Origin of the sequence: Sulfolobus sp. B1 (assembly GCF_007050195.1) — an archaeon.
In the GTDB taxonomy this organism is placed as follows: domain Archaea; phylum Thermoproteota; class Thermoprotei_A; order Sulfolobales; family Sulfolobaceae; genus Saccharolobus.
Window position 1 is genome coordinate 1 of the sequence record NZ_QIMI01000010.1, and the last position, 24,650, is coordinate 24,650.

21 protein-coding genes and 2 pseudogenes are annotated in these 24,650 nt (G+C 38.5%); 11 read left to right on the forward strand and 12 right to left on the reverse strand.

Going from position 1 to position 24,650, the window contains the following annotated elements; genetic code table 11:
* The coding region (locus DMP16_RS01425) for a hypothetical protein (protein WP_143576838.1) at positions 1-1,103 on the reverse strand (1,103 nt) is incomplete at its 3' end.
* A gap of 49 nt (positions 1,104-1,152) precedes the next feature.
* On the opposite strand from DMP16_RS01425, the gene DMP16_RS01430 reads away from it, so the two are divergent.
* Complete coding sequence (locus DMP16_RS01430; protein WP_185957796.1) at positions 1,153-2,220, forward strand: glycosyltransferase family 4 protein; 1,068 nt, start codon at positions 1,153-1,155, stop codon at positions 2,218-2,220.
* Positions 2,221-2,243: 23 nt separating this feature from the next.
* On the opposite strand, the gene DMP16_RS01435 is transcribed toward DMP16_RS01430, so the two are convergent.
* The 3 genes from DMP16_RS01435 to DMP16_RS11205 form a co-directional block, all read right to left on the reverse strand.
* Positions 2,244-3,317: a glycosyltransferase gene (locus tag DMP16_RS01435; RefSeq protein ID WP_069284232.1), complete on the reverse strand. Its 1,074-nt coding sequence runs from the start codon at positions 3,315-3,317 to the stop codon at positions 2,244-2,246.
* Positions 3,318-4,380: 1,063 nt separating this feature from the next.
* Complete coding sequence (locus tag DMP16_RS11200) at positions 4,381-4,578, reverse strand: hypothetical protein (protein WP_069284230.1); 198 nt, start codon at positions 4,576-4,578, stop codon at positions 4,381-4,383.
* A 53-nt stretch (positions 4,579-4,631) separates the two neighbouring features.
* Positions 4,632-4,898, reverse strand: coding sequence for a glycosyltransferase (locus DMP16_RS11205; RefSeq protein ID WP_069284229.1), 267 nt, complete (start codon positions 4,896-4,898; stop codon positions 4,632-4,634).
* 320 nt (positions 4,899-5,218) lie between these two features.
* On the opposite strand from DMP16_RS11205, the gene DMP16_RS01445 reads away from it, so the two are divergent.
* Positions 5,219-6,106 (forward strand): FkbM family methyltransferase, encoded by an 888-nt coding sequence (locus DMP16_RS01445; RefSeq protein WP_185957797.1) that lies wholly within the window; start codon positions 5,219-5,221, stop codon positions 6,104-6,106.
* A 6-nt stretch (positions 6,107-6,112) separates the two neighbouring features.
* Here the strand turns inward: DMP16_RS01445 and DMP16_RS01450 are convergent, their stop codons facing one another.
* On the reverse strand, positions 6,113-7,255 hold the full coding sequence (locus DMP16_RS01450; protein WP_069284227.1) for a glycosyltransferase family 4 protein: 1,143 nt from the start codon (positions 7,253-7,255) through the stop codon (positions 6,113-6,115).
* Positions 7,256-7,327: 72 nt separating this feature from the next.
* Complete coding sequence (locus tag DMP16_RS01455; protein ID WP_083216402.1) at positions 7,328-8,317, reverse strand: hypothetical protein; 990 nt, start codon at positions 8,315-8,317, stop codon at positions 7,328-7,330.
* Positions 8,318-8,481: 164 nt separating this feature from the next.
* Between DMP16_RS01455 and DMP16_RS01460 the strand changes: the two genes are divergently transcribed.
* The 9 genes from DMP16_RS01460 to DMP16_RS01500 all read left to right on the forward strand — a co-directional run bounded on the left by DMP16_RS01460 (position 8,482) and on the right by DMP16_RS01500 (position 20,536).
* Positions 8,482-9,894, forward strand: a complete 1,413-nt coding sequence (locus tag DMP16_RS01460) for an oligosaccharide flippase family protein (protein ID WP_069284226.1) — start codon at positions 8,482-8,484, stop codon at positions 9,892-9,894.
* Positions 9,895-10,007: 113 nt separating this feature from the next.
* Entirely contained in the window at positions 10,008-10,832 is an 825-nt protein-coding gene (locus tag DMP16_RS01465; protein ID WP_069284225.1) for an NAD(P)-dependent oxidoreductase, read from the forward strand.
* Positions 10,829-11,875 carry a glucose-1-phosphate thymidylyltransferase gene (locus tag DMP16_RS01470; protein ID WP_069284224.1) on the forward strand — a complete coding sequence of 349 codons (1,047 nt, stop codon included), beginning with the start codon at positions 10,829-10,831 and terminating at the stop codon, positions 11,873-11,875. The genes DMP16_RS01465 and DMP16_RS01470 overlap by 4 nt, the downstream gene beginning before the upstream one ends.
* Positions 11,860-12,816: a dTDP-glucose 4,6-dehydratase gene (locus DMP16_RS01475; protein WP_069284223.1), complete on the forward strand. Its 957-nt coding sequence runs from the start codon at positions 11,860-11,862 to the stop codon at positions 12,814-12,816. The genes DMP16_RS01470 and DMP16_RS01475 overlap by 16 nt, the downstream gene beginning before the upstream one ends.
* A gap of 5 nt (positions 12,817-12,821) precedes the next feature.
* Positions 12,822-13,382, forward strand: a complete 561-nt coding sequence (rfbC, locus tag DMP16_RS01480; RefSeq protein ID WP_069284222.1) for a dTDP-4-dehydrorhamnose 3,5-epimerase — start codon at positions 12,822-12,824, stop codon at positions 13,380-13,382.
* Between the two features lie 233 nt (positions 13,383-13,615).
* The gene (locus DMP16_RS01485) at positions 13,616-15,751 is read left to right on the forward strand and encodes a protein kinase (RefSeq protein ID WP_069284221.1); all 2,136 of its coding nucleotides are present in this window, start codon (positions 13,616-13,618) and stop codon (positions 15,749-15,751) included.
* 1,299 nt (positions 15,752-17,050) lie between these two features.
* Positions 17,051-17,920, forward strand: coding sequence for a hypothetical protein (locus DMP16_RS01490; RefSeq protein WP_143576840.1), 870 nt, complete (start codon positions 17,051-17,053; stop codon positions 17,918-17,920).
* 695 nt (positions 17,921-18,615) lie between these two features.
* Positions 18,616-19,221 (forward strand): hypothetical protein, encoded by a 606-nt coding sequence (locus DMP16_RS01495; protein ID WP_143576841.1) that lies wholly within the window; start codon positions 18,616-18,618, stop codon positions 19,219-19,221.
* A 247-nt stretch (positions 19,222-19,468) separates the two neighbouring features.
* The gene (locus DMP16_RS01500) at positions 19,469-20,536 is read left to right on the forward strand and encodes a hypothetical protein (RefSeq protein ID WP_069284217.1); all 1,068 of its coding nucleotides are present in this window, start codon (positions 19,469-19,471) and stop codon (positions 20,534-20,536) included.
* Between the two features lie 33 nt (positions 20,537-20,569).
* Here DMP16_RS01500 and DMP16_RS01505 read toward each other — a convergent pair.
* The 6 genes and pseudogenes from DMP16_RS01505 to DMP16_RS01530 form a co-directional block, all read right to left on the reverse strand.
* A pseudogene (locus DMP16_RS01505) lies at positions 20,570-20,962 on the reverse strand (zinc ribbon domain-containing protein); the annotation flags it as partial.
* 281 nt (positions 20,963-21,243) lie between these two features.
* Positions 21,244-22,518 carry a M20/M25/M40 family metallo-hydrolase gene (locus tag DMP16_RS01510; protein WP_069284216.1) on the reverse strand — a complete coding sequence of 425 codons (1,275 nt, stop codon included), beginning with the start codon at positions 22,516-22,518 and terminating at the stop codon, positions 21,244-21,246.
* A 77-nt stretch (positions 22,519-22,595) separates the two neighbouring features.
* Complete coding sequence (locus DMP16_RS01515; protein ID WP_069284215.1) at positions 22,596-22,790, reverse strand: hypothetical protein; 195 nt, start codon at positions 22,788-22,790, stop codon at positions 22,596-22,598.
* 238 nt (positions 22,791-23,028) lie between these two features.
* Positions 23,029-23,658: a hypothetical protein gene (locus tag DMP16_RS01520; RefSeq protein ID WP_069284214.1), complete on the reverse strand. Its 630-nt coding sequence runs from the start codon at positions 23,656-23,658 to the stop codon at positions 23,029-23,031.
* Positions 23,648-24,274 carry a thymidylate kinase gene (locus DMP16_RS01525; protein WP_069284213.1) on the reverse strand — a complete coding sequence of 209 codons (627 nt, stop codon included), beginning with the start codon at positions 24,272-24,274 and terminating at the stop codon, positions 23,648-23,650. The genes DMP16_RS01520 and DMP16_RS01525 overlap by 11 nt, the downstream gene beginning before the upstream one ends.
* Positions 24,262-24,650, reverse strand: a pseudogene (locus tag DMP16_RS01530) (thymidylate kinase); the annotation flags it as partial. The gene DMP16_RS01525 and the pseudogene DMP16_RS01530, both read right to left, overlap by 13 nt.

The following is a 24,650-nucleotide window of genomic DNA, read 5'->3' on the forward strand; positions in this document are numbered from 1 at the left end:
TAAATTACGAAGCCTAAAAGGAGATAAAACGGGGCTACGAACAAGTAAGACGGCAAATAAGTGGGGTAAAGATAAACCAAGTAACCAACGTAAGGGGTTTGAGCTAGCCAATAGCCAAGGTAACTGGAACCAACGTAATTATAAGTGGCAACAGCCAAGAGGAAAATAGAGAGGAAGATAACAATTGGTTTTCTCCTTATAAGTAACGCTGAAAGGGAGATGGCAGTGAGGATAGCCCCAAAGATGATGATAGCGTGATATGCATCGATATAGAAAGAGGGACCCAGCCAATACATTACGCCCGTTAACGTATAGAAAGGATTTACTGTCTGCAGGGCTATCCCAAGCTGATTATACACAGTTGAAACACCTACTAGAGAAATAAAGGGTGAAATCAGTTTCGTGTATATTATTGTGTTCACGTTTAGAAGTAAAAAGAAGATGAAGCCGAACAGGAACATCTTAAACCAGCTTATCACGTACCTAAAACTTCTCTTTACAGCAAGGAAATATAGAGAATAGGCAAAAAAGGTCAAGATAGAGAAAACGATTCCCCTAGGGTCTGTAAAATCTAGCGTTACAGCCAAAGCCAATATCGCACCGCGTTTTAGAGCTTCCTTAAATGAAACCTTTAAGACGTCTAAGGCGTAGTCAAATAAGGCTAAGGAAACCGCAAATAAGCCGGGGTAAAAGTATATTACGCCATCTACTGCGTACCAAGTTATTGGGACTGGGACAGATATCATAATTGAAGTGATGTATAAAAGGGGTCCCTCTGCATTAAAGTACTTCCTTAAAAAGTATATGGAAGAGAAAAAAATACCAAGAAATAGAAATCCAAAAGAAGAGTATGCACTAATATAGTTGACTAATGTAGAGAGGAAGCTTACTTGCCCTAGAAGTGAGAGTAAGAATACAAACATGCCGTGTAGCCCAGTATAGGAACCACCGTTAAGGATATTATAAGCTATCTTCTCTGCTACTTCCTTAGGTAGGAGGGAATAAGAGGGGCCTAAGCTATTGTGAAACAATATATAATACTCTATGATGCTTACTATAACGCCCGCTAGATAACCTACATACCTCTCTAAAAACCTTTTCACGTTTATTAAAGCGTTAAACTATATTAATAAGTCTTTTCCTATGTTAGATGTGAGAGTGCTAATAGTAACTTATGGGGACGTTAGAGATCCAAAAGGGGGATATCTCATTAGGGTTTCTAACTTAATTAAGTGCATTAAAGAGGAGGACTTAAAGGTTATACAGTTCATAACAGAGGGGAGAGGAAAAGAGAAACCCATTAAAAAAAGTGATGAAAATATAGTTACAATTAGGGCAAGCAAGAATTACTTCTTCCTAGGCCTATCGTTGCTGTTTAATGCCATCAAGTTTTCTTACCTCATAAAGAGGTCTGACGTTGTAATATTTGAGGGTTCCCTATTTCTACCCTTTGGCTTAATGGGAAGGTTGTTAGGTAAAAAGGTAATTCATGACTTTCACGGCTCAATAGTAGAAGTGTCCAGAGGGCTTAGAGGTGTGAAGAACTTCGTGCTAAGGAAGATGATTGGGGGAACTTTGGACAAGTTAGCGGTAATTATAGCAAACTTGACAATTGCGGTCTCAGATAGGGACGCAGAGCTAGTGAAAAGGATTTGGAAAAGAGCCAAAGTGATGACAGTGGTACACGGCATAGATGTGGATAGAATACCCTTCTTTGAAGTTAAGAGGGACAAAATCGAGAAGTTAATATTTGCAGGTAACTTGTACGCTGTAAATAACTTAGCTACTGTTGAAAACTTGATCGAAGTGGCTAAGGACTTACCTTGTCTAGAGTTCTTAATAGTAGGGGATGGGAAAGAGTTAGTAAAGGGACCTCCACCCAACGTTAAACTAATGGGCAAAGTGGACTCTCTTGACCCCTACTATGAGGAAGCTGACGCTTGTATTATTCCTATAACTTCAGGTACGGGGGTGAAGACTAAGGTGCTAGAATGTATGGCATATGGTAGACCAGTAATCACAACAGAGAAGGGAATCGAGGGGATAGAGGAAGCGAGGAGCCTCAAGGGAGTGTATGTAGTAAGGCTGGAGGAAATGAGCAAAGTAATAAAAGAGATGAAATTAGAAAGGGCGTACCTTGAGCTTAGATCATTCGTAAAGGATAATTTTTCCGTGAGTGTCACTTGTAGGCAGTTGAGAAAGGCCCTTGAATTTATTTAGTCTAGATAAGTAAGAGGCATAAGTCATAGACCAGTTATTTTCAAAAATTTCTCTCGAAAGTTATCATCGCTAAACATTAAAGCTCTCTCCCTTACCTCTTTTCTTAGTTTGTTGTCGTTTAAGGCTTGTCTAACTAGTTCTGGAAGCTCCTCGACTCTTTCATATCCGTATCCAAACTTTCCTTCAGAGATTATATCCAACCATGTGCCTCCGTTTTTGTAAACAACAGGGACGTTACCAGCACTCATACCCTCTACTACTGCTATGCCAAAGGGCTCCTCTCTCTTTCCATGAAGAATGACCTTTGACCTACATAGGATTTCGCGTTTTTCCTCTTCACTCGCATCAGTCACAAAAGTTACATTTGGAGGGCTTTTCCTTCTAAGTTCACTATAGTAATGCTCGTCTTGAACCCTCCCTATTATAACGAATTTTATGTCGCTTAAAAGCCTAGCTACGTAAATAACGTCTTCGTATTTCTTATCCTCTACTATCCTTCCTAAGCTAACTACAATGTCTTCTTTCTCTTCTCCCTTACAATGTATGGGTTTCACAGGTGGGTATAAGACTTCTGTAGACCTACCGCTCTTCTCGTGAAGTAGTTTAGCCGTATACGTGGAGTTAGCAAGCAATCGTTTAGTCTTGTCCTTAAAGCTAAAAGAAGTAATGAAGTTAAGAAGATCTACGATTTTTTTGACCTTCGTGATATCCTTTGTCCTAAAGAACTTTCTAGCTGGATAGTGTATGTAACCTAGGTCAAAATGCCCAAACAGTTCGTCATATGTAGTGCATATTGAATAGTCGTAGTTGCTAAATGATTTAAAATAGGAAGAGGTTAGATATAATCTAGCTGTTCCAAATATAAATAATGGGGAACGGAAAATTAAGGGAGAGTACAATCTAAACAGCGAATATGAGATTACTTTGTCTATGTAATTACCTATCGCACTATAGAATCTCGAAGGTCGCAAGGGAGTGTGCAGTTCAATAGTGTGACCCCTACCTTTCAATGTTTTAATGATGTTCATAAAAACTACACCACCGCCACCTAGCAAGGCTATATCTATTGGAATAGGTTCAACTATAGCTACTTTCATTTTCAGACAAAGTGATTACAAATCTTTATGTTAAAAATTTTTATTTTGATAATAGAACCAGCTGTGATGTTACAATAGGTTAACTTAACCCTTTGTCGCGCAAAGCAAATATATATAGTCACGACCATCTTTCTCTTGATACAATTGGAACAGTATATCTAATTCTAGATCTTTCCTTAGTTTATTACTAATACCTTATTAGCTATACATGGTGAACTATTTGAATATGTTAAATTTTTATGTTAAAATTAAATAATTATTTATTAATAAAATATTATATACAAAATATAGTAAGTTTATGTGTTTACTTTATAAATAGCTTCTCATTATCTTTTCTAGTTTACCAGATAAACCATACTTAAAAGCCCTTGTAATCCAGCAATGAGTCTAACTTATAATGTCACTATGAGAGTTTTTACGTTTTCACCATTAGGCTTTACTGTAATCGTTTTAGACTGTTAAGAAATGAGAGCTATCGATTAAACTGGAAAAATCGATATACCCTTAGGTAGAATTTTCTTTTAGCTACAGAGGATAAAACATTTTTAGGTTAGGCATTAGGGAATTTCAGCCTCCTTACTATCTACAATTCCCTTAGGTATCTTTTCAGCATATCGTAGTCTTCGTTTAATTAAGTAATTCTTCACGAAGCTATGAAGGAATAAGTTTAGGAAAGAGACTCCTATTGTATTCAACCTTTAACTTAGTAGGGAAGAAAGGGATTTCTCAGTATCTTCAGGCTGTCTGCTATCACCTCTAGTCTCTTATTATCCTCGCAGAAAATGTCGTAACTCCACTTTTTATTGATAAAAATAAGATAATAGAATACGTAAGCAAATTCTTTATTACGTTTACTCAACTCATAAATTTTGGATAAGTCTTCCAGATCTTTTTTTATATTTACACTCTGCATTTAAATCCCTAAAGGCAGCAATGGAAACATTATTGTCGTGAATTCGATAATAAGTGAGAGGTGTGTGATCTAGAAGAATGGGCTTACGGTTAATCAGTACGCTTAAGAATAGATAAAAGTCAACCGATATGTTAATTTGCCCTAATTGACTTAATACAATGTTATCTTTCTGACACAAATGGAGCTATTATTACCCCAGCCTCTTCTCTTTATCAAGCTAGCGTAGACCTTCTCATCGTAGCCAGAGAAGTAATCCTCCTCCCAAACCTCTGGCGTGAGCAAGACCTTCCCCTCCTCGTCTATCACAACCCTGTTGATATGATAGAGGACTAAGTCCTCATACCTCATAAATGATTGGTATACTTTCCTTAACTTCTCCTCGTGGAACTTATTGTCGTCTTCTAGGAAGCAGAATATCCTTCCTTTCGATTCTTCAATGCCAACTTTAGCTTGATTCCCAATTTTTCCTCCTCTGTGTATAAGGACTTAACGTTTTTCTCCTTCATGAAACTGTCAATTTCTTGATCCTCAAAGTTCTTCATCACGATTATCTCATACTTATCCTTGTCAAATTCTTGATTTAGCGCAGAAGTTATTGCTTCCTTCAAGAATTTCCTCCTGTTATGAGCAGTAATTATAACTGAAATTGCAACATTATCTTTATTCATTTATTTCCACATTTAGAGTAGAAGATATAAGTTTTTAGGTTTTCTTGTAAACCTTATTATACTAATATTAATCTCGTTATGAAGAATCTATCCCTTTTTAACTTGTAATATCGATTCTCAAATCTATAAGAATTTTAACCCTCTCCTTGATTAAAATTTTGTGTTGGTACCTTATAAAATATCTTAGCCCTAGCCTAAGTATTTAAGAAAAAGATTTAAGCTAAATACAGCAGTTAATCATAATGAAGTTCTTCTATCAGACAACGTTCAGTCTTAACAGAATTCACATTTATCAAAAGGTGTACAAAAACTGGTTCAGTGTGCTTCAGCAAGTGAGAAAAGGCAGCGAAGAAATTCACATTAAATTTAGGGATGGTAGTTCCGGAATATGTAGTCTAGAGTGCGCCCGTGCTCTGGTGGATTTAGTGCAATTCTATCCAGATTATTTTAATCCTATAAAGTTTCACATTCGGGGTAACGAAGTTTACTATGAATCCACTAGAATAGATACTAACCCGTCCGGACATGTACTTCGCACTGCTAGTGGTTGGATTGAGAAGGATAACTATTGGTATTATCCAAAATATAACGTAAAGTTCTTGAAAGGACATGAAGTTGCTTTATTCGAGACATTCGTACAAGAACAATACAACGTGGACGTTGAGGGCAGGGAAGTTGTAGACGTAGGTGCAAACATAGGTGATACAGCTGTGTACTTCGCCATAAAGGGAGCAAAGAGGGTTGTTGGATTTGAGCCACTACCCTCCGTGTACAGGATAGCACTTGAAAACATCAAGCTAAACGGGCTGGAGGATAGGGTAACCCTGATAAACGCTGGGGTAGGGTCAAAAGATAGTATGATAAGAGTACCTTCAACTATTGATTTAGACAAGAGTGGGGGCTTCCACGTCACTGGTGAAGGTGACGTGGAGGTACCATTATACTCCCTAAAAGGGATGAGGGAGCTTGTTAAAGATCCCTATTTGCTGAAGATAGACTGTGAGGGGTGTGAGGTTGACGTCATAATGAACAGCGATGAAATAGGGTTTGAGAAAATAATCTTTGAACACCACGCCTTCTTGACGGGAGTTTCTTATAAGAAGCTAATAAAGAAGTTAGAAGAGGAAGGTTACAAGTGTACAGCTAGGCAGGCTCAAAGAACAGCTGGCATAAGTTATTTAGGAATTGTTTCGTGCGAAAATAAGTAAATAGACTCATCGCTTTATTTCTCCTTCTATCTCTTTAAGCGTTTTCACCCAGTTATCGGTTATTCTCTCCCAGTCGTGCATCTTTGCAGTCTCAAAGCCATTCCTTACAACTTCTTCCCTCAAATTCTCGTCCTTTATAACCTTCTGTATTAATTCCGCTAGTTTCTCAGGGGAGTGGGTATCGTCCACTAAGGCATTGTACCCATTGACTGCGTAAGCCCTACTGCCCACGTTGTCTGTCATCACTACGGGGGTTCCACAAGCCATAGCCTCAAGTGGAGGTAGACCGTAACCCTCTAACTTAGAGGTAAACAGAAATACTGAGGCACTATTGTATAGTTCTACCAATTTTTCTCGGCTAACAGGTTTATATGCTTCGTACTTAAAACGGATTTCGTTTCTGAACTTCTCTAACACTCCGTGATCTATGACGACCGCTGTAAAATCTAGATACTTAGACAAAAGGTTCAATGTCCTTATTGCCACTTCAGCTCCTTTATTTGGTTCTGGCCTCAGGATTACCATGACCTTTATGTCATCATTATCCCTTCTTCTTGGTTTGAAAAGCTGAGTATCTACACCTGCGCTGACTACGAAGAACTTCACATCCCTTTTTATAGTCGACTTAACTAGGTCTGTCTCTATTCCGGTTAGCGCAATGTAGTAGTCATAAGGTGAAATAAAGGTAAGATACCACCTTATATCTCGACTCAACACGTAAATATACTCTGGCCAGCCTTGAGGGAAGAAGGCAAGTTTCTTGTATTTCTTTGACATAAAACTCCATATAAAAGCAGAGGGTAATCCTGTAATTATTAGATCAGATTCTGGGATTATTGAGCTCATAATTCTTGAAAAATCAAAATCTATATTTAACAATTTAGATAGTATTATATAGTAGTCTAATCCCCTAAAATAATGGACTTGTCTATATTTTATTTGTAATATATTAGATAAAATCTTTAACAATTTAGGCTCCTTCGGATATATTATAGGGACACGGTTGTTAGGATAGAACCACGGAGATCCTCCGGATGAGACTATCTTGACATCATATCCTCTCTTCAACAACCTATTAGTTATTTCCAAATAATAGTAGAAGCCACCACCTAGTCCCAATCTTTCAGTCACTAACGTTAAACTTATCATCTTTGATAGTTTTAACACAAGAGAATATATTTTTAACTACTCAATAGCTCTCGTTTAGCTTAAAAATTCCATCTATTTCCTTCTTAAAGACACCATAACTGAGATGGTCGTCAAAATTATTGAGACACCGAGGAGAGATAATGGAAATATGGGATAGCTAACCTTTACATTTCCTTGACTAGAACTAATCGTAATAATCTTATACACATGAACCATAGGAAACGTTATGTTAATAACTTCATGAAGTGAGGAGACCTTTAATGATATACTGCCTTGTCCTAAATCATTTGTATAGCCAGAAGCGTATTCTTTACCGTTAACATAAATAACGTAGAGCTGATGTGATAAAGGGGAATATACAGTAAATCCTAAAGGTGTTATCAAGTTGTTAGGTGTATCCGTCCTTATTCCTACATAAGAGAAATTCCAAAGTACAGGGGTCAAGTAGTTTATTACAAATTCCTTACCATTTATAAACATATCTTTTACAAACGTAAGTCCATTATGCTCCTCAAGAACTACTGCATAGTTTACTAGAGTACTAACATTAATCCAATTGTCTATAACTGAACCGTAATAAGGTAAAGAAGATAAAGGGTTATACCAGCTCCCATTAATATGGTACCATAACCTCCCATTAAAAGCAATAAGTACTAAACTAAAATACCTTTGATCTCCTTCAGGTAAAGGTGGTTTAAAATTACCTCCATAAAGAACAATTCCTAGATTAGTGAAGTAGTAAGTATGATACTCGCCAACAAACGTTACGATTAGTTCGGTTGTATTGTTAGATATGTTTGCTGGAAACAGCAAATAGCCACCACCAGGAGGAGTCCCAGTGTAAGCTACTTCGCTACCGTTGTGAATGACCTCTACGCCAGAGGAAATTATTGGGAAATCAGTGGAGTTGATATAACTGTTCAAGAGCTGGAAGTATATGGTGATCTCTTGCCCTAAATATGCGCTACTGGGGTAATTAACTACTATAGTAGAGGACAACGTGATTATACTGCCAGCAACAAGCAGTAAGAGGGCAAAAGTCAAGATAAACCTCATTTTCATTAGCTAAAGTTACGCGATGAGGTTATTAAAAGTTTTCCGTGAGGTTAGATTGCCTAATTAAATATGCCGTTTTGTAGGCTGATAACGAGAAGGTATACTTTGTAATGAAACACCACTTTACCAATAGAAAACCTTTAATTTATTGAAGGTAAGAGGAAAAGAGAATGAACCCGATAAAGAACTGGCTTAAGTCCTTGAGCGTTACTACAGTTAACGTAATAGTCGCACTGTTCTTCTTCGTCGTTACTGCAAAAATCACTAACCCACAGTTCTTTGGTAAAGTGGCGATCATACAGCTATTGGAAGTAATTGTCTCCGCCGTGTTCTTCTTCATTCCTGGTTCCATTGTAACTAGGGAAGTGGCTTACACTTACGCTAGAAACGAACATAAGCCCTACGTTGAGAAGTTCCTAGCTATACCCTTCCTTGCCTTACCCTTCCTCCTCGTCTTATTATTTTTACCGACTTACGTGAAGTTAGCAATCCCTTACCTGTTCCTTTACTTGTTCACAGCCGTTGAAAACTCAATAATGGTTGGGATGGACATGTTCACTGAAAATGCAATCACTGGCATTACATTCATCATCATCAGGTGGGGAGTAGCAATTATAGCGGTACTAATGCGTGACATCTACATGTTTATAGGTGTATGGACTACAGGAGGAGTGATATCTGTATCTCTAAACTACATCTTCTTAACGAGGAAGTTGGGCGAGCTAATTGCCCCTCACTTCGACTTCAACTTCTTAAAAAGAGCGTTCAGGGAGGGTCTACCGTTGTTCCTATCTAACACCGCTGGTTTTTTGTCATCACAGGGTGACAGGGTCACTACTGCATACCTCTTGGGCTCTTATTATTTAGGCATCTACCAGTTCTCAGCCTTAGTCGCCTCAGTGCCATCAATGTTCTTAAGCTCTCTGTCTAACGTCATTTTACCGACCGCGTCCTTTTACAAGGCTTTAGGTAAGGATGAGAGGAGAATGAGTTCCATCTCCTTTAGGGTTACATCTCTCCTCACTTTACTTATTATAATGTTATCCGTACCTTTAGGTGAGATAATTATTACCCATTTCTTCCCAGACTACGCCTCTGGAATTCCCGCCTTCACCTTATTGCTTATGGCCTCAGTTTTGCCTTTCCCTATTAGCTCTTTGACTAATTTCATTGTGGCTTTTAAGAGGGATTTACGCCCGTTCCTTGTCCTCACTGTGCTAAACGCCTCAACTGTCTTGATCACCTCATTTCTGCTCATACCTAGGATTGGAATAATTGGTGGGGCTATTTCTCAAGTCATTGTGGCTATAGTCAGCTCTCTCTTCACTGTCTTTTACGCCTTGAGGACTAAGGTCTTCTTTCCGACTTTTAAAGAATACGTAATTCTATCTATCATTCCCCTAGTTGGGGTTTATGAGGTCTTCATAGACCCTAGGTGGTTGGACTTAATACTCTTCTTGACATTAATCTTAATTTTCAAGTTCTTGGGAATAATTGAGAGGGATTACGTTGAGTTGATAAAGGGTTTTTTGCCTCAAAAGTTAGCGTTTGTTTATAAGGTCTTAAGGGTTTTGAGTAAATAGAAAAGGTGTGCAGTTTTATAATTGTGGTTTACTGTTAACTGGGTGAGGAGTTAAGGCTATGTTCTGGACGGTGAATGGAAAAACATTTTTGTTTATTAAGAGTATTAAACAACATGAAGGTTCTGATACTGGGGGCTTCTGGACAGTTAGGCTCTGAGCTTTCTAAGCTCTTCCCCAACGCTATAAAGACTTATTCCTCTTCAGAAGTCATAGGTGGGGTAAAGATCGACGTCACTGACTTCCCCCTCCTAGAAAACTTTATACTTAAGGTCAAGCCAGACGTTATAATAAATGCTGTAGCTTATACAGACGTTGATGGGTGTGAGAGGGATAAAGATAAGGCCTTTGAGGTTAACGCTGAGGCGGTAAAGCACATAGTTAGGGCTTCTAGGGTAACAGAGGCATACTTAGTCCACGTGAGTACCGACTATGTCTTTGACGGAGAAAGGGGTAACTATGCAGAATCTGACACACCTAACCCAATAAACTACTACGGTATTTCAAAGTTAGTGGGTGAGGGCTATGCTTTGTCTTATGATGATTCTCTCGTAGTTAGGACTTCAGGCGTCTTTAAGCATAAGGGCTTTCCGATATTTGTTTACAAAACGCTTAAGGAGGGGAAAGAAGTCTTAGCCTTCAAGGGCTATTATTCCCCTATTTCAGCAAAGTTATTAGCTGAGGCTATAAAGGAGTTGATAGAGATAAGGAAGACTGGTGTTATAAACGTTGCAGGTGAGAGGGTCTCACGTTATGAGTTAGCCTTAAGGATAGCAGAGGCTTATAATTTGCCGAAAAACGTAAAGGAAACTGATGAGATAAAGGGTTGGGTAGCTAAGAGACCTTTCGACTCCTCTCTGGATATAAGCAAGGCTAAGAGGTTAGTCTCTATAGACTTCTATTCATTAGAGGAGAACTTAAAGTATATGGTGGTGAAATGAAGGCAGTAATTCTCCACGGTGGGCAGGGGACTAGGCTTAGACCTTTAACTCATACTGGACCAAAGCAGTTGATTAAGATTGCTGGAAAGCCCATATCTCAGTGGGTATTGGAACAAATACGTGATGCGGGGATTCACGATGTCATCGTCGTATTGGGGGATAATATGCCCAACAAAGTAATAGAGTACTACGGAGATGGGAGGGGTTTTGGCGTAAACATAACGTACATTTATCAAGGTAAGGCTAGGGGGTTGGCTGACGCTGTCTATAAGGTTAAGGATTTGGTGAAGGAAGAGAAGTTCATAGTGTATTTAGGGGATAACATAGTGAACTACGACTTGAGGAAGTTCTCCTCCTTTGGCTCAAATGCCTCAATATTGCTGGCTAGGGTGCAAGACCCCTCCCGATTTGGTGTTGCCGTGATAAGGGAAGGTAAAGTGGTCAAGCTCGTAGAGAAGCCTAAGGAGAGGCTATCTGACCTAGCCTTAGTCGGCGTTTACGGTTTTGATAAGAACGTCTTTGACGTGATAGAGACGCTTAAGCCCAGCTGGAGGGGTGAGCTGGAGATAACTGACGCGATCCAAGGTCTCATAGATAGGGGCTTTGATGTAAGCTATGAAATAGTTGAAGGATGGTGGAAGGACACTGGTACCCCTACAGACATACTTGAGGCTAACGCTTTCCTCTTAGACAGCAAGATATCGAGGAGTTTGAGTACCACATCGAGGGTAATAAACTCAAGCGTGGAGGGAAGGGTCTTCATAGACGATAATGCTACAATAGAGAACAGTACTGTGAGGGGTCCTGCATATATAGGCAAGGGGTCTAAAATTGTAAACTCATATATAGGACCTTACACCTCAATAGGGGATAATTGTTCGATAAAGGATAGTGAAGTTGAACACAGTGTGGTCTTGGATAACGTGAGTGTTGAAGGAGGGGTCTATCTGATGGACTCCTTGATCGGGAGTAACGTGACCATAAAGAGGGGTAATAGGTGGCAGAAGTTAATAGTGGGTGAAAACTCATGGTTAACTTTGTAGTCCTAGGAGGGGCAGGGTTCATAGGCTCTGCCTTCGTAAGGGAGCTGAACAAGAGGGGGATAAGACCATATGTCTTTGACGCCTTAACTTATGCAGGGAGATTAGAGAACTTAAAGGGGACTGAGCACGTTTTCGTAAGGGGAGATATTAGGGATATAAGTTCCCTCGATGTGGTGTTCTCTAAAGGGGTAGATGTGGTAATAAACTTCGCAGCTGAGACGCACGTAGATAGGTCTATTTACTCCCCAAAGGATTTCGTGGAGACTAACGTCCTAGGTGTTATAAACGTTTTGGAGGCTTCTAGGAAATACGGTTTCAAGTACGTTCATATTTCGACTGATGAGGTATACGGAGATGAACAGTGTGCAGATGAGAGTTCACCCCTAAGACCCTCTTCTCCTTACAGTGCGTCAAAGGCTTCAGCTGATATGTTCGTAAAGGCTTACGTTAGGACTTATGGGGTTAAGGCAGTCATTGTGAGACCTTCAAACAACTACGGACCTAGGCAATTCCCTGAGAAGTTGATACCAAAGACGATAATTAGGACTTTGCTGGGTCTTCCTATACCTATTTATGGTGATGGGAAACAAGAAAGGGACTGGATATACGTTGAGGACACTGCGAGGATAATCGCTGATATAATAGAGAAGTTCGCTAAGTGGGATGGTGATGTCTACAATTTACCTGGGAAACAGGTTATGACTAACCTATCCGTTGTGATGACGATAGGTGAGATAATGGGCAGGGAGGTTAGGGTGAAGTTCGTTGAGGATCGACCCGGGCATGATAGGAGGTACTGTATGAAGCCATCGATAGAATATGAGGTAACTCCTTTGAGGGAAGGGCTGAAAAAGACAGTGGAGTGGTATCTTAACAATAAGTGGTGGTGGGAGCCAATGTTGAGTGATAAGTTCTTCAAGGACGATTTACCATGGAGGTGACTTAAATGCCTTTTAAGTTTAAGCGTTTAGAGATACCGGAAGTTATCTTAGTAGAGGCTAAGCAGTTCTCTGATGATAGGGGCTACTTTGAGGAGTTATATAAGCAGAGCGAGTTCAAAGAGTATATTCCCTGCAACTTCGTACAGATTAATCACTCCTTTTCGAAGAAAGGAGTGTTAAGGGGGTTACACTTTCAGATAAAGCCAATACCTCAAGGTAAGTTGGTTACTGTGATATCTGGTAAAATATTCGATGTTGCTGTTGACTTAAGGAAAGGTTCGCCTTATTATAAAAAATGGGTTTATGCAGAGTTAACGCCGGGTAAGCTTTTATGGATACCCGTTGGTTTTGCACATGGGTTTTTGGCATTAGAGGACTCCCATGTAGTTTATTTAGTTACTAGGGAATTCGCTAAGGAGTACGATTCTGGAATACGTTATGATGATCCGGAAGTTGGCGTGAAGTGGTATAAGGTTGAAAATTTTATATTATCGGAGAAGGATAAGAACTTACCATTGTTGAAGGACTCTAACGCTAACTTTAACTATGGTGATGACTTGTGTTAATTTTTTATTATCTGACTTTTTCAAGAGATATATCCCAGTTGTCTTAACTCCCCAGCTTGGAATGACAAAGTTAAGGAAAGCCTCGCCCTTTAGGCAGTGAGGAGTATAATTTTAATGTTTGATGGGACTTGCACTAATTTGTGTTATTTTTATTTCCTCAGAAACTTTTATTAAATGATATTTCTATTAATGACCGAAATCCTTTTTAAATGTTATTCACATAAAAAATTGAGATGTCGAGCAGTTCAAGTGATGATAGAGTAGCATTTTCAGCTTTCATAGCAGTGTTTAGTTTTATCTATACTACTTTCTATTACATTGTCTCGGGCTTCTTACCAGCAATAGTTAGCGGTTCAATTAGGGGTGACCTTTTTAACAACGTTCTTAACGTCGTGAACACTACAAATAGCCCGATTATATATTCTAGTAGTGTAGTTAACAATAATGAGATCGTTAGGCTTAGCTTAATTGTCTACGCTATATTCGAAAACCCAGTGAGTGTATTAAATTTATCTATTTTACAACTTATACGAGGAAACAGTTTTCTTCTTCAATTAGGAGGGTTAGTTAACTTAATCTCTGGGTGGATATTTGCTTACCTTTATAGGAGGTCTAAGGGAGTTCTCATATCATCAATTTCATTAATAAGCAATAGTATTATACAAGCGTTTATCGTATCGAATATCTCCTCTGATCCTACATTTTATTCACTCTTTTCGATATCTGAAGCTCTACTTTTCGTTATTGGGCAAGTCATAGCAGGTATTGAGTTTTATAGAGAGAATAAGGTTAAGGCTATGCTGGTTTCCTTCCCCTTCTTCTCCTTATTAAATATTATAGGCTTCGGTTGGCTGGTTTTTGACGCATCTAATGGGAGTCAAACTTACTCAATTGGGGGACAGTCTTCTGTCTCATCTAGTATGACGCAAAACTATGACGTTTATAACGCTCTGATTCAAGCATTACGTAATAGAAATTACGCAGCGGCTAGAATGTACATTTCTGAGTTGGAGGCTAATGGATTTGCAATAGAGAATATATTCTCTCAATTGGTTGATGATGGGGAGTGTGGAGGGGCAATATGGGTCATGAATAATTATACTTTAGATTATAAAAAAATAACGTGTAATTTTAGTAGTATAATTGATTGTATAATCAATACTGGAAGAGTTCCTAAGAGCGCAGATAGTTTTCTAGAGTTCTTGGATAAGATTAGTGTGAATAATGCGATAAGGTTAGCTAAGTATATTTATTATAATCCTAAGATAAGGGATAATAGAAGGGATAAGGCTGAGGAAATATTAGTCAAGCACTCAATAATTCAAAAAATCCCTTCTCCATCTTCAATCCAACCTTCTCCTTTACCTAGTCTTGATAAGTGGGATGCTAATCTATGGGTTGGGAAGGAGGTTTATGGTTATACTGTTGAGAGTGTTTTGGGGATGGGTGGGACTTCTTATGTTTTGTTGGCTAGGTCTGGTAATGATTATTATGCTATTAAGATTCCTATACTTTCTTATTCGCCTACGCAAGCTACGAGGGTTAGTAAGCTGACTTTTGAGGATATTTATAAGGAGTCTTCGAATTTACAAAGGTTGTCTGAGGGTAGTGGTAATGTTGTTAGAATATTTGGTATTTTCCTTGATATGAATTTGTTGAAAAGGATTGAGACGGGTGAGGTTAAGTATTATTTGTCTAATCCTCCTGCTATTGTTATGGAGTACATGGGTGGTGGGAGTTTGAGTGGTCTAATTAATGAGGATGTGATATTCTTCTCCTCCCGTTGGGTTGATATTCTCAGGGTTGTGTTCTTTAAGGTTGGTAAGGCTTTGGATTATCTTCACAAGAGTGGTTATGTTCACTTGGACGTTAAGCCTCAGAACGTTTTCTTTAGTAGGCCTTTGGGTAGGACTGGTGAGGAGGTTTATAATAGTTTGATTAATGGTAATGCTGAGGTTAAGTTGGGGGATTTGGGTTCTGCCAAGAGGGTTGGGGAGAGGGTTACGCAGTATACTGCACAGTACTGTTCTATTGATCAAGTCAAGGCTATTATACTTGGCAAGGCTGACCCATCAATGGATGTGTTCTCTTTTGGGGCTTCTCTTTACACGGCTTTGACTAGGAGGTCTTTTAATCCCCCAGAGTTGGTCAAGTTGATGGATGATGCTTTAGATGATTATATGAGGAATGGGAGTAGGTTCTTGAATATCTTGAAGGAAGCTGAGGAGAAGTACATGAGATATTATAGTGGTGGGTTAATAGCCTCTCTTTCCGCTTATCCAGATAATTTTAGAAAGGTTATTTTGCTCACTACTAATCCAGATCCTAGTAAGAGACCTAGAATGGATTATATCATAAGCATATTCTAAAGGGTTTGAGGAAAGATTATTAATTATAAGTCTTGATTATTTATTAATTTTTATTTATAATGAAGTGTACCATTGAAAGTCTTCACTAGGGCTAAAAAGTGTTCTTCAATTTCTGACCTTCTCCCCGCCATAAATGACGAGGTCTAACCTTTGTGGGAGTTACTCCATTAGAAGAGACTAAAAAGGAAGAGGTTTTTTCCAATACGTTAACAATTTTCTTTATTTCTCTCTTCATTATGTTTTCCCTTAACGTCACTGTGTTAACAACAATTTCATAAAATTTTATTCTCACAAAGGAAGCCCTGCTATTTATGCTAAAGGAATTCTTATTTGTTCAACCAGTTGTCTTAACTTCCCACCTTAGAATGACCAGCTAAGGACGCGACAATTCCTATGCTAAGCATGGCTAAATGCTGATTTCCAGAGTAGAAGATAGTTGGACCTACAGCACCTCCTAAGTGACCTATACCATCAGTAATACCGTGAGGTTCTGATTCTGATCCGAAATACCTCTGAGGTATACGAATACGTCACAAAAGATAAGGAGCCTTTATCCTTTAGGGTGGGGAGGAAGTCAGTTTAGATAAAAAAGGAAGATCTCACGAAGAATAGGTCGGGAAACACTCCTTTTTCTCTCTTTTAAACCTTCTAGTGGAGAAAATATGAGAAAAGTTTAAATAAGTACATGGGGGTGTTTAAATAAATGGCGGGGGTCAGGCTCACACGGGATCTTCACAGCTCGCTAACCTCTCATCATCCCCCCGCCACATCTGTGCGTTTAGATGAGTTGAATCAGCCTTCAGTTACCATATCGTGGTTGTCGCTAAGTGAGATGCCGTCACGTTTTTTGTCTAATTAGCGTACATCAAATAATTTACTGAAAGAAAAACGGTAATACATTTTGTGATCTGAAAAACAGAATGTCGTTTTAGGTAATCAAGGGATGCTATACCACTCCTTAACTCTCCTTGTACTACTCCTCATTATCTTCAGATCCACGTGTTATATACCTCACTACAAGTAGTCCTGCCAAACTGCTCCAGATGTCGACGTAACTTGGTTTATGCTATAAATTCGTCGAGTTTTCCCTTCTGACCTCCTCCGAAGAGCTGGTAAGGTTTGAGAAAGCTATTATTAGTATCTGACTTCCTCCGGCTAGGCTTTCGTCACTTCGCAAATAGTGGTTCTTTCTATTTATTAAACTTCTTATGTCTATACGTCTCTATGTTATACTCTTACCATAAACCGTTTATATCATTTAAGCTTAAATTTTGTGTTTCCAATAATAAAATGGGTAATTTGAGTCTTACTTCAATCATTAGAGCCGGTTTCGCAAGGGTTATAGTTGAAGCCATTCCTATCCCGAAAGACTACTTTCAAGGCTCTAGGAATTGCATAGTCGAACCTAAGACTAAAAATTACTCTATAGTAGGTACAGCTTTTGATTACCTCTTGAGGTCCTACCTTAAATTTCTGCACCCTGATGCCGTGGAAGTCTCAATAATAGGATTACATAGCTTTAAGTACGTTGAAAACGTAATAAAACTATTTGGAAAAGTAGAATTGAAAAATAAAACTCTAGGCAAAGACGATCTGAGGTCAATAGAGAGAGTAGTGAAAGAATACCTTAAGGAAAAAGAGGAATACTTGGCTAACGGTAAATTAACCAGACGATACGTGGAGCTGACCATAAGTTTCGCTAGGCTTGACTCAATATATAGGGCAAGTATGTACGATGACGTAGATGCGCCAGTAGATGAGAGGGATATAGACGACCTCATAGATCTGTACAACATTGTCCCAGACGAATTAAAGAACGGTAAAGGAAAATACTTGTTAAATCCAGACTTTAGGGAAGTATCTAGTCTAGTTGGGGGAGCAGACGTCGACTTGATAATTGGGAATACGATGATAGACGTAAAGACAACCAAGGAAATGAAATTAGATGAATACACTTGGTCCCAATTAGTAGGTTATTTAATGTTAGCTGACGAGGCTAGGTCAAGGTATAGCGATTTTCCTTATATAGAAAACATTGGGATATACTATAGTAGGTATGGTAAGCTATGGACTATTGGGGCTGATTATGTTAGGAGTAACTCAGATTACCAAGAGGTTAAGGAGAAGCTCCTTTCATATTATAAGGTTGAAAAATCTAAGCCTTCGTAGTTAAATTACTATTAAGGAGACTATTTCATTAACTTTATTGTCATTACTCTTGTGATAGGTATAGTCTGCTGAGAGTTACAGAGTTGATGAAAGCCTCTCTAGCGGGGAGGTCAGATTCTCGCTTTTTAAACACTTATTAGTACTGCGTAGTAGACGATGTATGATGCATTCAGTCCCAGTTGAGAGGATCTTCAGATTAATTTAATGTTGTGGAAAAACCTTTTTAGCCTGATCCTTAACTATGATTTGCTCAATATTTTTGCCATTAATTTTTAAGTCAAAAGCTGAAAGAGCCAAATGATTACAGAATAATCCCTTAAAGGGGTAAGTCACTAATCCTGACAAAAGGAATGACAAGCCTCGCCTTTAGGGCGGGGAAAAGGTCAGAATACACTGTGGTGAGTACGATGAAATTGCAAGTATTGCAGATGAGAAGAATGTTCAATACGGTAGCGAAAACTTCGTGAATCTCATGCGAGAGGTTCATTCACCGATGGTCATTGCTTTTGATCCGATGGGATTCCGATAGTGTCTACTAACGTGAGAGTAAGTAGGGCTAACTTTTTGAAGAAGAGATCAGTACAAATTACGTAAAGGGGTTCATTGAGTATGAAAAGAGTATGATAATAGGACTATACATTTCGGAACCCCTCTCTCTGAAATATCTTTATTAACTTTGATGAGAATTTATGAGTGTGGGTGTTGCAAGAGAACTATTAGATGAGATAAGCAAGGATGAGAAGTTGTATGATGAGTTAGTGAGGAAAGTTGCAATTGGGATTGCTAGGAATGATGAGGTTAGAATGTTAATACTTAATAGTATTATAAGGGACATCGCTACAAAGAAGGATATAGAAGATCAAGGTAACTCAATGAGGAATGAGATACAGAGTCTAAAGGAAGAGATGAGGAAAGAAATAGAGAGTCTAAGGAATGAAATGAAGCATGAGATACAGAGTCTAAAGAGTGAGACTGAAAAAAAGATTGATGCTTTGAGGGTTGAGTTGAAGAGGGATATAGAGGAAATAAAAAGTATGCAAAAGAAGGATATAGAGGAATTGAGGAATGAAATGATTAAGAAGATTGAAGATCAGAGGAGCGAGACTAGAAAAGATATCGAGAATCTTAGAATTGATACTAAGAGTGAAATAGAGAGTTTGAGGAGTTATGTTGATGCTAAGTTTGATGGAATTAATAAGAGGATAGATGATTTAAGAAGTGATATGAGAATGTATTTCTTCGGATTTTTAGGGAGCATATTAGCGACTCTTATAACGATAATACTAACAAAAGTATTCTAGATAAGTTTTTATAGAAACATGCTTTGAAATAGTCCAAAAGTCTATAAAAAGAGGATAAGCTAATCTGACCAACCCTAAAGGGTGGTGCTTATCATTTCTCTTTCAACGTGCTTGAGGAAATTATGTATGGATACATTGTTATCATACTGATAACTAAACTGCTATGGTTTTTTAAATTTTGACCCCATTTGTTTTAAAAAGAAACTTATGAAAAAGTTTAAATATAATTATCTGGTTATATTTCCATATGGGAAGATATGTAAGGTTGGTAATAATATTGGTATTAACAATGATATTGCTTCTATCTTCTTTAACGCCAGTAGTATCTCAGACAGTCTCTGCAATAAATATAGGGGGTAACCCTAGTTATGGGATTTACTATGACGGTAAAATGTATGTCGTGTTACAGGGAGCTTCAAAGCTAGCTGTAGTCCAAGATAACTCTGTTGTATCGACTTATAATTTACCAAGCTATTCTGGTGCCGTACCCTTTAGGATAGCTGCGGGAGGAGGACTTCTATACGTAGTTTATCAGAAAGGTCCAGTAATTAGGCTAACACCTAACGGGCAAGAGGTAGGTGTTGTGAATATATCTCATATTGGAAAATACCCTGCAGTATGTTACGCTGACGGTTACCTAATTGTTACCGCGTCCTATGGAAATACTGTATGGTTCATTAAGAACTTGAGTACGGAAAAGGTTAACGTTATGCCGGGTCCTCAAGCTCTAGCCTACGATAATTATACTAATGTTGTTTATGTTGGGGCTTATCAGAGTAATCTAATCTACGGTATTTCCTTGTCGAATTTTAAGATAGTTGACAATTTCACGATAAACGATACTACGGTTGATGCCATGGCTTTCGTACCTCCAGATATATTAGCTATTGCGACTTATGAACAACAAGTGGAATTCGTTAACCTTACCGACCATAAGATAATAGGAGTAGCTACCTTTATCTCCGGTGGGATAAACGGGTATAGCCAGATGATTTACGATCCAGCTGACCACTACGTAGTATTGTCATTAGCCCATAACGGCGATGAAGTGGCTTTCATTAACTATAGTGGAGACGTGAAGTATCTAATAACAGTGGGACAATCCCCTAACGGGGTAGTTTACGATCCCCAGAATCACTACGTGTACGTTATGGATTATGGGTCTAACCAAGTAAGTTACTTTCCCTCACTCGGAGTAACTCCTTCGTCTGTTAACACTGGTGTGAGCTTTACCTTTTATTACATAATAATCGGCGTAGTAGTAGCGATATTAGTGGTCATTGGAGTAGTCCTGTGGTTAAGGAGTAGAAACTGACTTATTCCCCGCCATAAATGGCGAGGGTTCCCCTCATCGATTCGGGACTACATCTCTCATATGAGGGGCAGTCGAGAGGGTCAGAGAACCCCTCCCATACAAGTTCACAATCGCAATTACATCCCTATCGTTCTCATAACCACAACTTGGACAATGGTAGCACCTATGTCCCGCTTCTTCCATTTCTTTCCCGCACTTAGGACAGCGAGTAGAGGAATGGTGTGGGTCAACATACACTACCTTCAGCCCATGTTTCTTAGCCTGCCACTCAATCCAGTACTGAAGTCTACGGTACTGCATCAAGTAGAGTTTATCCCTAAACTCTGTTGGTAACTTCTTCACGTTCTTTATGAGGTTGTTTAAGTCCTCTAAGAAGATGGCTGAAACACTAAATGACTTTGCTATCTGACCTCCTCCCCGCCCTAAAGGGCTAGGCTTGTCCTTCCTTTGTTAAAACGTGAGGGTTGTTCTATAAGAGTATTATTAAATTCGGAAAAAAGGTCTTTTTCCATCATAGGCTAAAGGTAGTGTATGTTGACCCTCTACTTATTGCGGTAATAAGATGGTGGAAGTAGCCCAAAGGTTGTATTGATTGTGAGAACGACCGTGACGTCATTGCGGTAATGAATTTATATGGTTCTCTTACCCTCTCGACATATGAGAGATGTAAACACGAATCGATGAGGAGGAAGTCAGCTCTTCCCGCTCTAATCGCTCTTTTGCAATTCGAATATTAATTCCTTCATCCACTCCATTGCTCTAAAGTAATCCTCCTTATATATGTGCTCGTTGAAAGAATGTATGTTCGAACCGGTATAATCAACTCCTACTCCATCAGCTACCTGATTGTTGTTCAAGATTCTCGCAAATGATTCCATAGGTCCAGTTCCCGGAGAATTAGGTAAAACTGTAGGTTTAACCTTGTAGACCTTCTCTGCTGATGATATTAATGATTTGGCTATTTGACTGTTTATCGAAGTCCTATATGGTCTGACCTTACCCCAAACCTTGAGCTCTAAGTTATTGGGCAATATTCTTCTCAGCTCGTTAAGTATCTCCTCTGGATCTTGATCTGGGACTAACCTAAAGTCTATTTTGGCGAAAGCGTAAGATGGTATTACGGTCTTTGACCCCTCTCCAGTATACCCGGCGTAAATACCGTCAATGTTACATGTGGGGTTCTCTACGAGTTTTCTCATGAAGTCATCCTCTATCCTTTGTCCTAACGCTTTTTCCATCTCCTCCTTTAGACCCTTTAAGTACTTCACCTCGTCTTCACTTAGCCACTTCACTCTATCGTAAAACCCCCTTATGTTGACTTTTCCATCTTCCTGCCTTATCTTAGATAAGAAGTAAACTATTTCCCACGCTGGGTTTCTGACTATTGGAGCGTACATCGAATGTAAGTCCTTTTCTGTTCTAGCCCTAATTTCAACGTAAAGTAGTCCCTTAACTCCTAACACTATTTCTGGTGAATTATCAGCCCCCCTTCCAGCCCCCTCCCATAGTATGTAGTCAGCCTTAAGCCTATCCTTATAATCGTTTAAGAAGTCGTCAATGAACGGACTTCCAATCTCTTCAACTCCTTCGTAGATGAACTTAATGTTCATTTTTAGCTTTGAATCTTTCATCAAATCTATTATTGACTGTAACCTAGCCATCAGAGTCCCCTTATCGTCTGCAACTCCTCTAGCGAAAATCTTACCGTCCTTTTCTGTTGGGGTAAAAGGGTCAGTGTTCCACCTATCTAATGGTTCTACTGGTTGTACATCGTAGTGGTTATAGATGAGGAGTGTTCTCTTCGCTTTTAGGTTTATCTCCCCTATAACATATGGATTAACTGCTTTATGTCTTATTATCTCAGCCTCTATTCCGTGGTCATTCATGTAGTCTGCAATGAATTTAGCGCCCTCTTCTCCCCTTCCCTTAGCTGAAACTGTGTCTATTTTTAAGAACTCATACAGTTCTTGGATCTTGTCCATGTATTTAATGAGATGAGAGAGTTGAAAAATCTTGTCCTCGAGATTTTTGTTAGAAGAAATATTTTAAGGGCTTTGGATTAACTTTCTTTACGACTCACTTTGAAAAATATGAGTAGAGATATTCCAACATAGAGCACTCCTACAAGGAAGAGAACCATTAAGCTATTACCATTGGGAATCCCCAAGTAAGCTAAGGCTATTACACCAATGGCTATTATAGTAACCACTAAGGGTACCAACATTTTATCGGTATTATTGTCCTTCCAACTCATGTGAGGAATACTATTAACTAAGTATATAAATATGCGTATACGGTTAGAATTTATTGTCACATTGAATATAACCGTTTTATAATAGTAGCTATTTCAAATTATAGGAAAAGCCTTCTAAACTGCTAATATTTATACGAAATGAAAAATTTTCATTGTCGCATAGCTTCTTTATTCATTATTCAATTCTCATAGATCTTATCTGATCATTTTTTATCTTTTTTCCCTTGTCAATTAAGGTTTAGAAATTTTTTAAGTGTAGGTGGTAAAACTCAGTTGAGTTTAACTTATGCTGAATGTCCTTTAGAGCCTTCTCTTTGAGCTCATTAATCCTAACCTTATCGAGTTTTTCATTTTTCCCTAAGCACTTAACGTTAAATAAATAGGTATCCCTCATATTTCCCAACTCTTGTGAAATCTCCTTCAGTAAAGAGGAGTCTAAGTTCAGACTTTCCATTAAGAACCTCGTCTCCCTTATTATTTTCCTAATAGAGTGAAACTCTTCCTCTACCTTTAATGTATTGTAATTCAAGAAAATTTTTTCAGCTATGATCAATCTACTTCCGAAAATTTTTGGTAAGTAACAGTTTCTCAAAGAGATGAAGGAATTAACAACTTTTTTAGCTAATCTGTCCCTTTCATTGAGCTTTACGCAGAACATTATGTCCATGTCTCTCACTTTTCCTAATCCTCTCATTATCTTTTTAGCTCTTATTATACACTCTGCTTTCAAGTGCAATTTATAGGTTGCTTTAGCAATGGTTAAGTACTTTCTTAACTCTACTCTAGCATCATGTATCTCGTCCTCAGATATTCCAGAATAGGAGAGGAACTCGCTTAAGTGTAAGTTAGCGTATTCCTCAGGTTTCAATTTCTAATACCTCTTTCACGTATTTTTGTATACTATCATTTACTTCGTCTACATTTCCCTTAGTTACGATTACGTTTTTTGAGATTGACTTCAAGTAAAGCTGGAATTCGTTAATGTACTTCTTGTAAGAGAGAAATACGTCATCTTTAATGCTCAAGTCAATGCTCTCACTTAAGGGGTCTAAAAAGCCTTTCTTTTTAATTATTCTTCTTATTATTTCCATTGGTGGAGATATCAGTGAGATTGAGAGATTAGCTACTGGTAGAGCTGAGAGGACTCCTTCAACCCACTCCTTATCCAGTTTCCTCGTTAGAGCCCAAGCCTCTAAGGTTAAAGTGTAGCCATCGGCAATTGCTATAAAACCGGAGTCTAAGGCTGGTTTAACAACGTTTTCAATTTGGTCAGCTAAGTCAGTTACGTAAGCTAGGAATAACGTTCTTCTCTGGTAAAATATTTCCCTCTTAACGTTAATTATTGCCTCAGATAAGAGCTTTGAGGAGAGTATTCCGAAAGTTATTACACCATAACCTTTATCTTCAAGGAAATCCTTAAGGCTAAGCACGTGGGTAGTCTTACCAGAGTTGGTAATCCCTTCAATGGCTATTATTTTTCCCATATTTCCATCACTTTCCTTCTTATCTCCTTTTGGACTTCTCTAGGATTTCTAACCCCTTCTATAATTGTAAAACCGTTTTCCTCAGCTATCCTATCGTAAACCTCAGTTATAGCTGACTGATATTTTAGAAAACCCTCTTCTGGGGTTAAGTTTGGGAAGACGTCAGCTCCAGCCTCAGCGGGTTTTATTTGCCTTCTAGCATTCTTTAATCTCTTTAACGCTATCTCCGGGGGAACTCTAATGTAAAAGATTATATCTGGCTTAATGGCGAAACTATATAACTTCTTAACCCATTCCATGTTCACTCCCCTAACAGTATCTCTAGCGTAGGCAGTGTAAATGTATCTATCAGCGATTACTATAAAACCACAACTCA

Bases quoted from the DNA above. Each gene is read 5' to 3' on its own strand.
- DMP16_RS01435 (WP_069284232.1), bottom strand. From the start codon at position 3,317: ATGAAAGTAGCTATAGTTGAACCTATTCCAATAGATATAGCCTTGCTA.
- DMP16_RS11200 (WP_069284230.1), bottom strand. From the start codon at position 4,578: ATGAGGTATGAGGACTTAGTCCTCTATCATATCAACAGGGTTGTGATA.
- DMP16_RS11205 (WP_069284229.1), bottom strand. From the start codon at position 4,898: ATGAATAAAGATAATGTTGCAATTTCAGTTATAATTACTGCTCATAAC.
- DMP16_RS01450 (WP_069284227.1), bottom strand. From the start codon at position 7,255: ATGATAAGTTTAACGTTAGTGACTGAAAGATTGGGACTAGGTGGTGGC.
- DMP16_RS01455 (WP_083216402.1), bottom strand. From the start codon at position 8,317: ATGAAAATGAGGTTTATCTTGACTTTTGCCCTCTTACTGCTTGTTGCT.
- DMP16_RS01460 (WP_069284226.1), top strand. From the start codon at position 8,482: ATGAACCCGATAAAGAACTGGCTTAAGTCCTTGAGCGTTACTACAGTT.
- DMP16_RS01465 (WP_069284225.1), top strand. From the start codon at position 10,008: ATGAAGGTTCTGATACTGGGGGCTTCTGGACAGTTAGGCTCTGAGCTT.
- DMP16_RS01470 (WP_069284224.1), top strand. From the start codon at position 10,829: ATGAAGGCAGTAATTCTCCACGGTGGGCAGGGGACTAGGCTTAGACCT.
- DMP16_RS01475 (WP_069284223.1), top strand. From the start codon at position 11,860: ATGGTTAACTTTGTAGTCCTAGGAGGGGCAGGGTTCATAGGCTCTGCC.
- rfbC (WP_069284222.1), top strand. From the start codon at position 12,822: ATGCCTTTTAAGTTTAAGCGTTTAGAGATACCGGAAGTTATCTTAGTA.
- DMP16_RS01485 (WP_069284221.1), top strand. From the start codon at position 13,616: ATGTCGAGCAGTTCAAGTGATGATAGAGTAGCATTTTCAGCTTTCATA.
- DMP16_RS01500 (WP_069284217.1), top strand. From the start codon at position 19,469: ATGGGAAGATATGTAAGGTTGGTAATAATATTGGTATTAACAATGATA.
- DMP16_RS01510 (WP_069284216.1), bottom strand. From the start codon at position 22,518: ATGGACAAGATCCAAGAACTGTATGAGTTCTTAAAAATAGACACAGTT.
- DMP16_RS01515 (WP_069284215.1), bottom strand. From the start codon at position 22,790: ATGAGTTGGAAGGACAATAATACCGATAAAATGTTGGTACCCTTAGTG.
- DMP16_RS01525 (WP_069284213.1), bottom strand. From the start codon at position 24,274: ATGGGAAAAATAATAGCCATTGAAGGGATTACCAACTCTGGTAAGACT.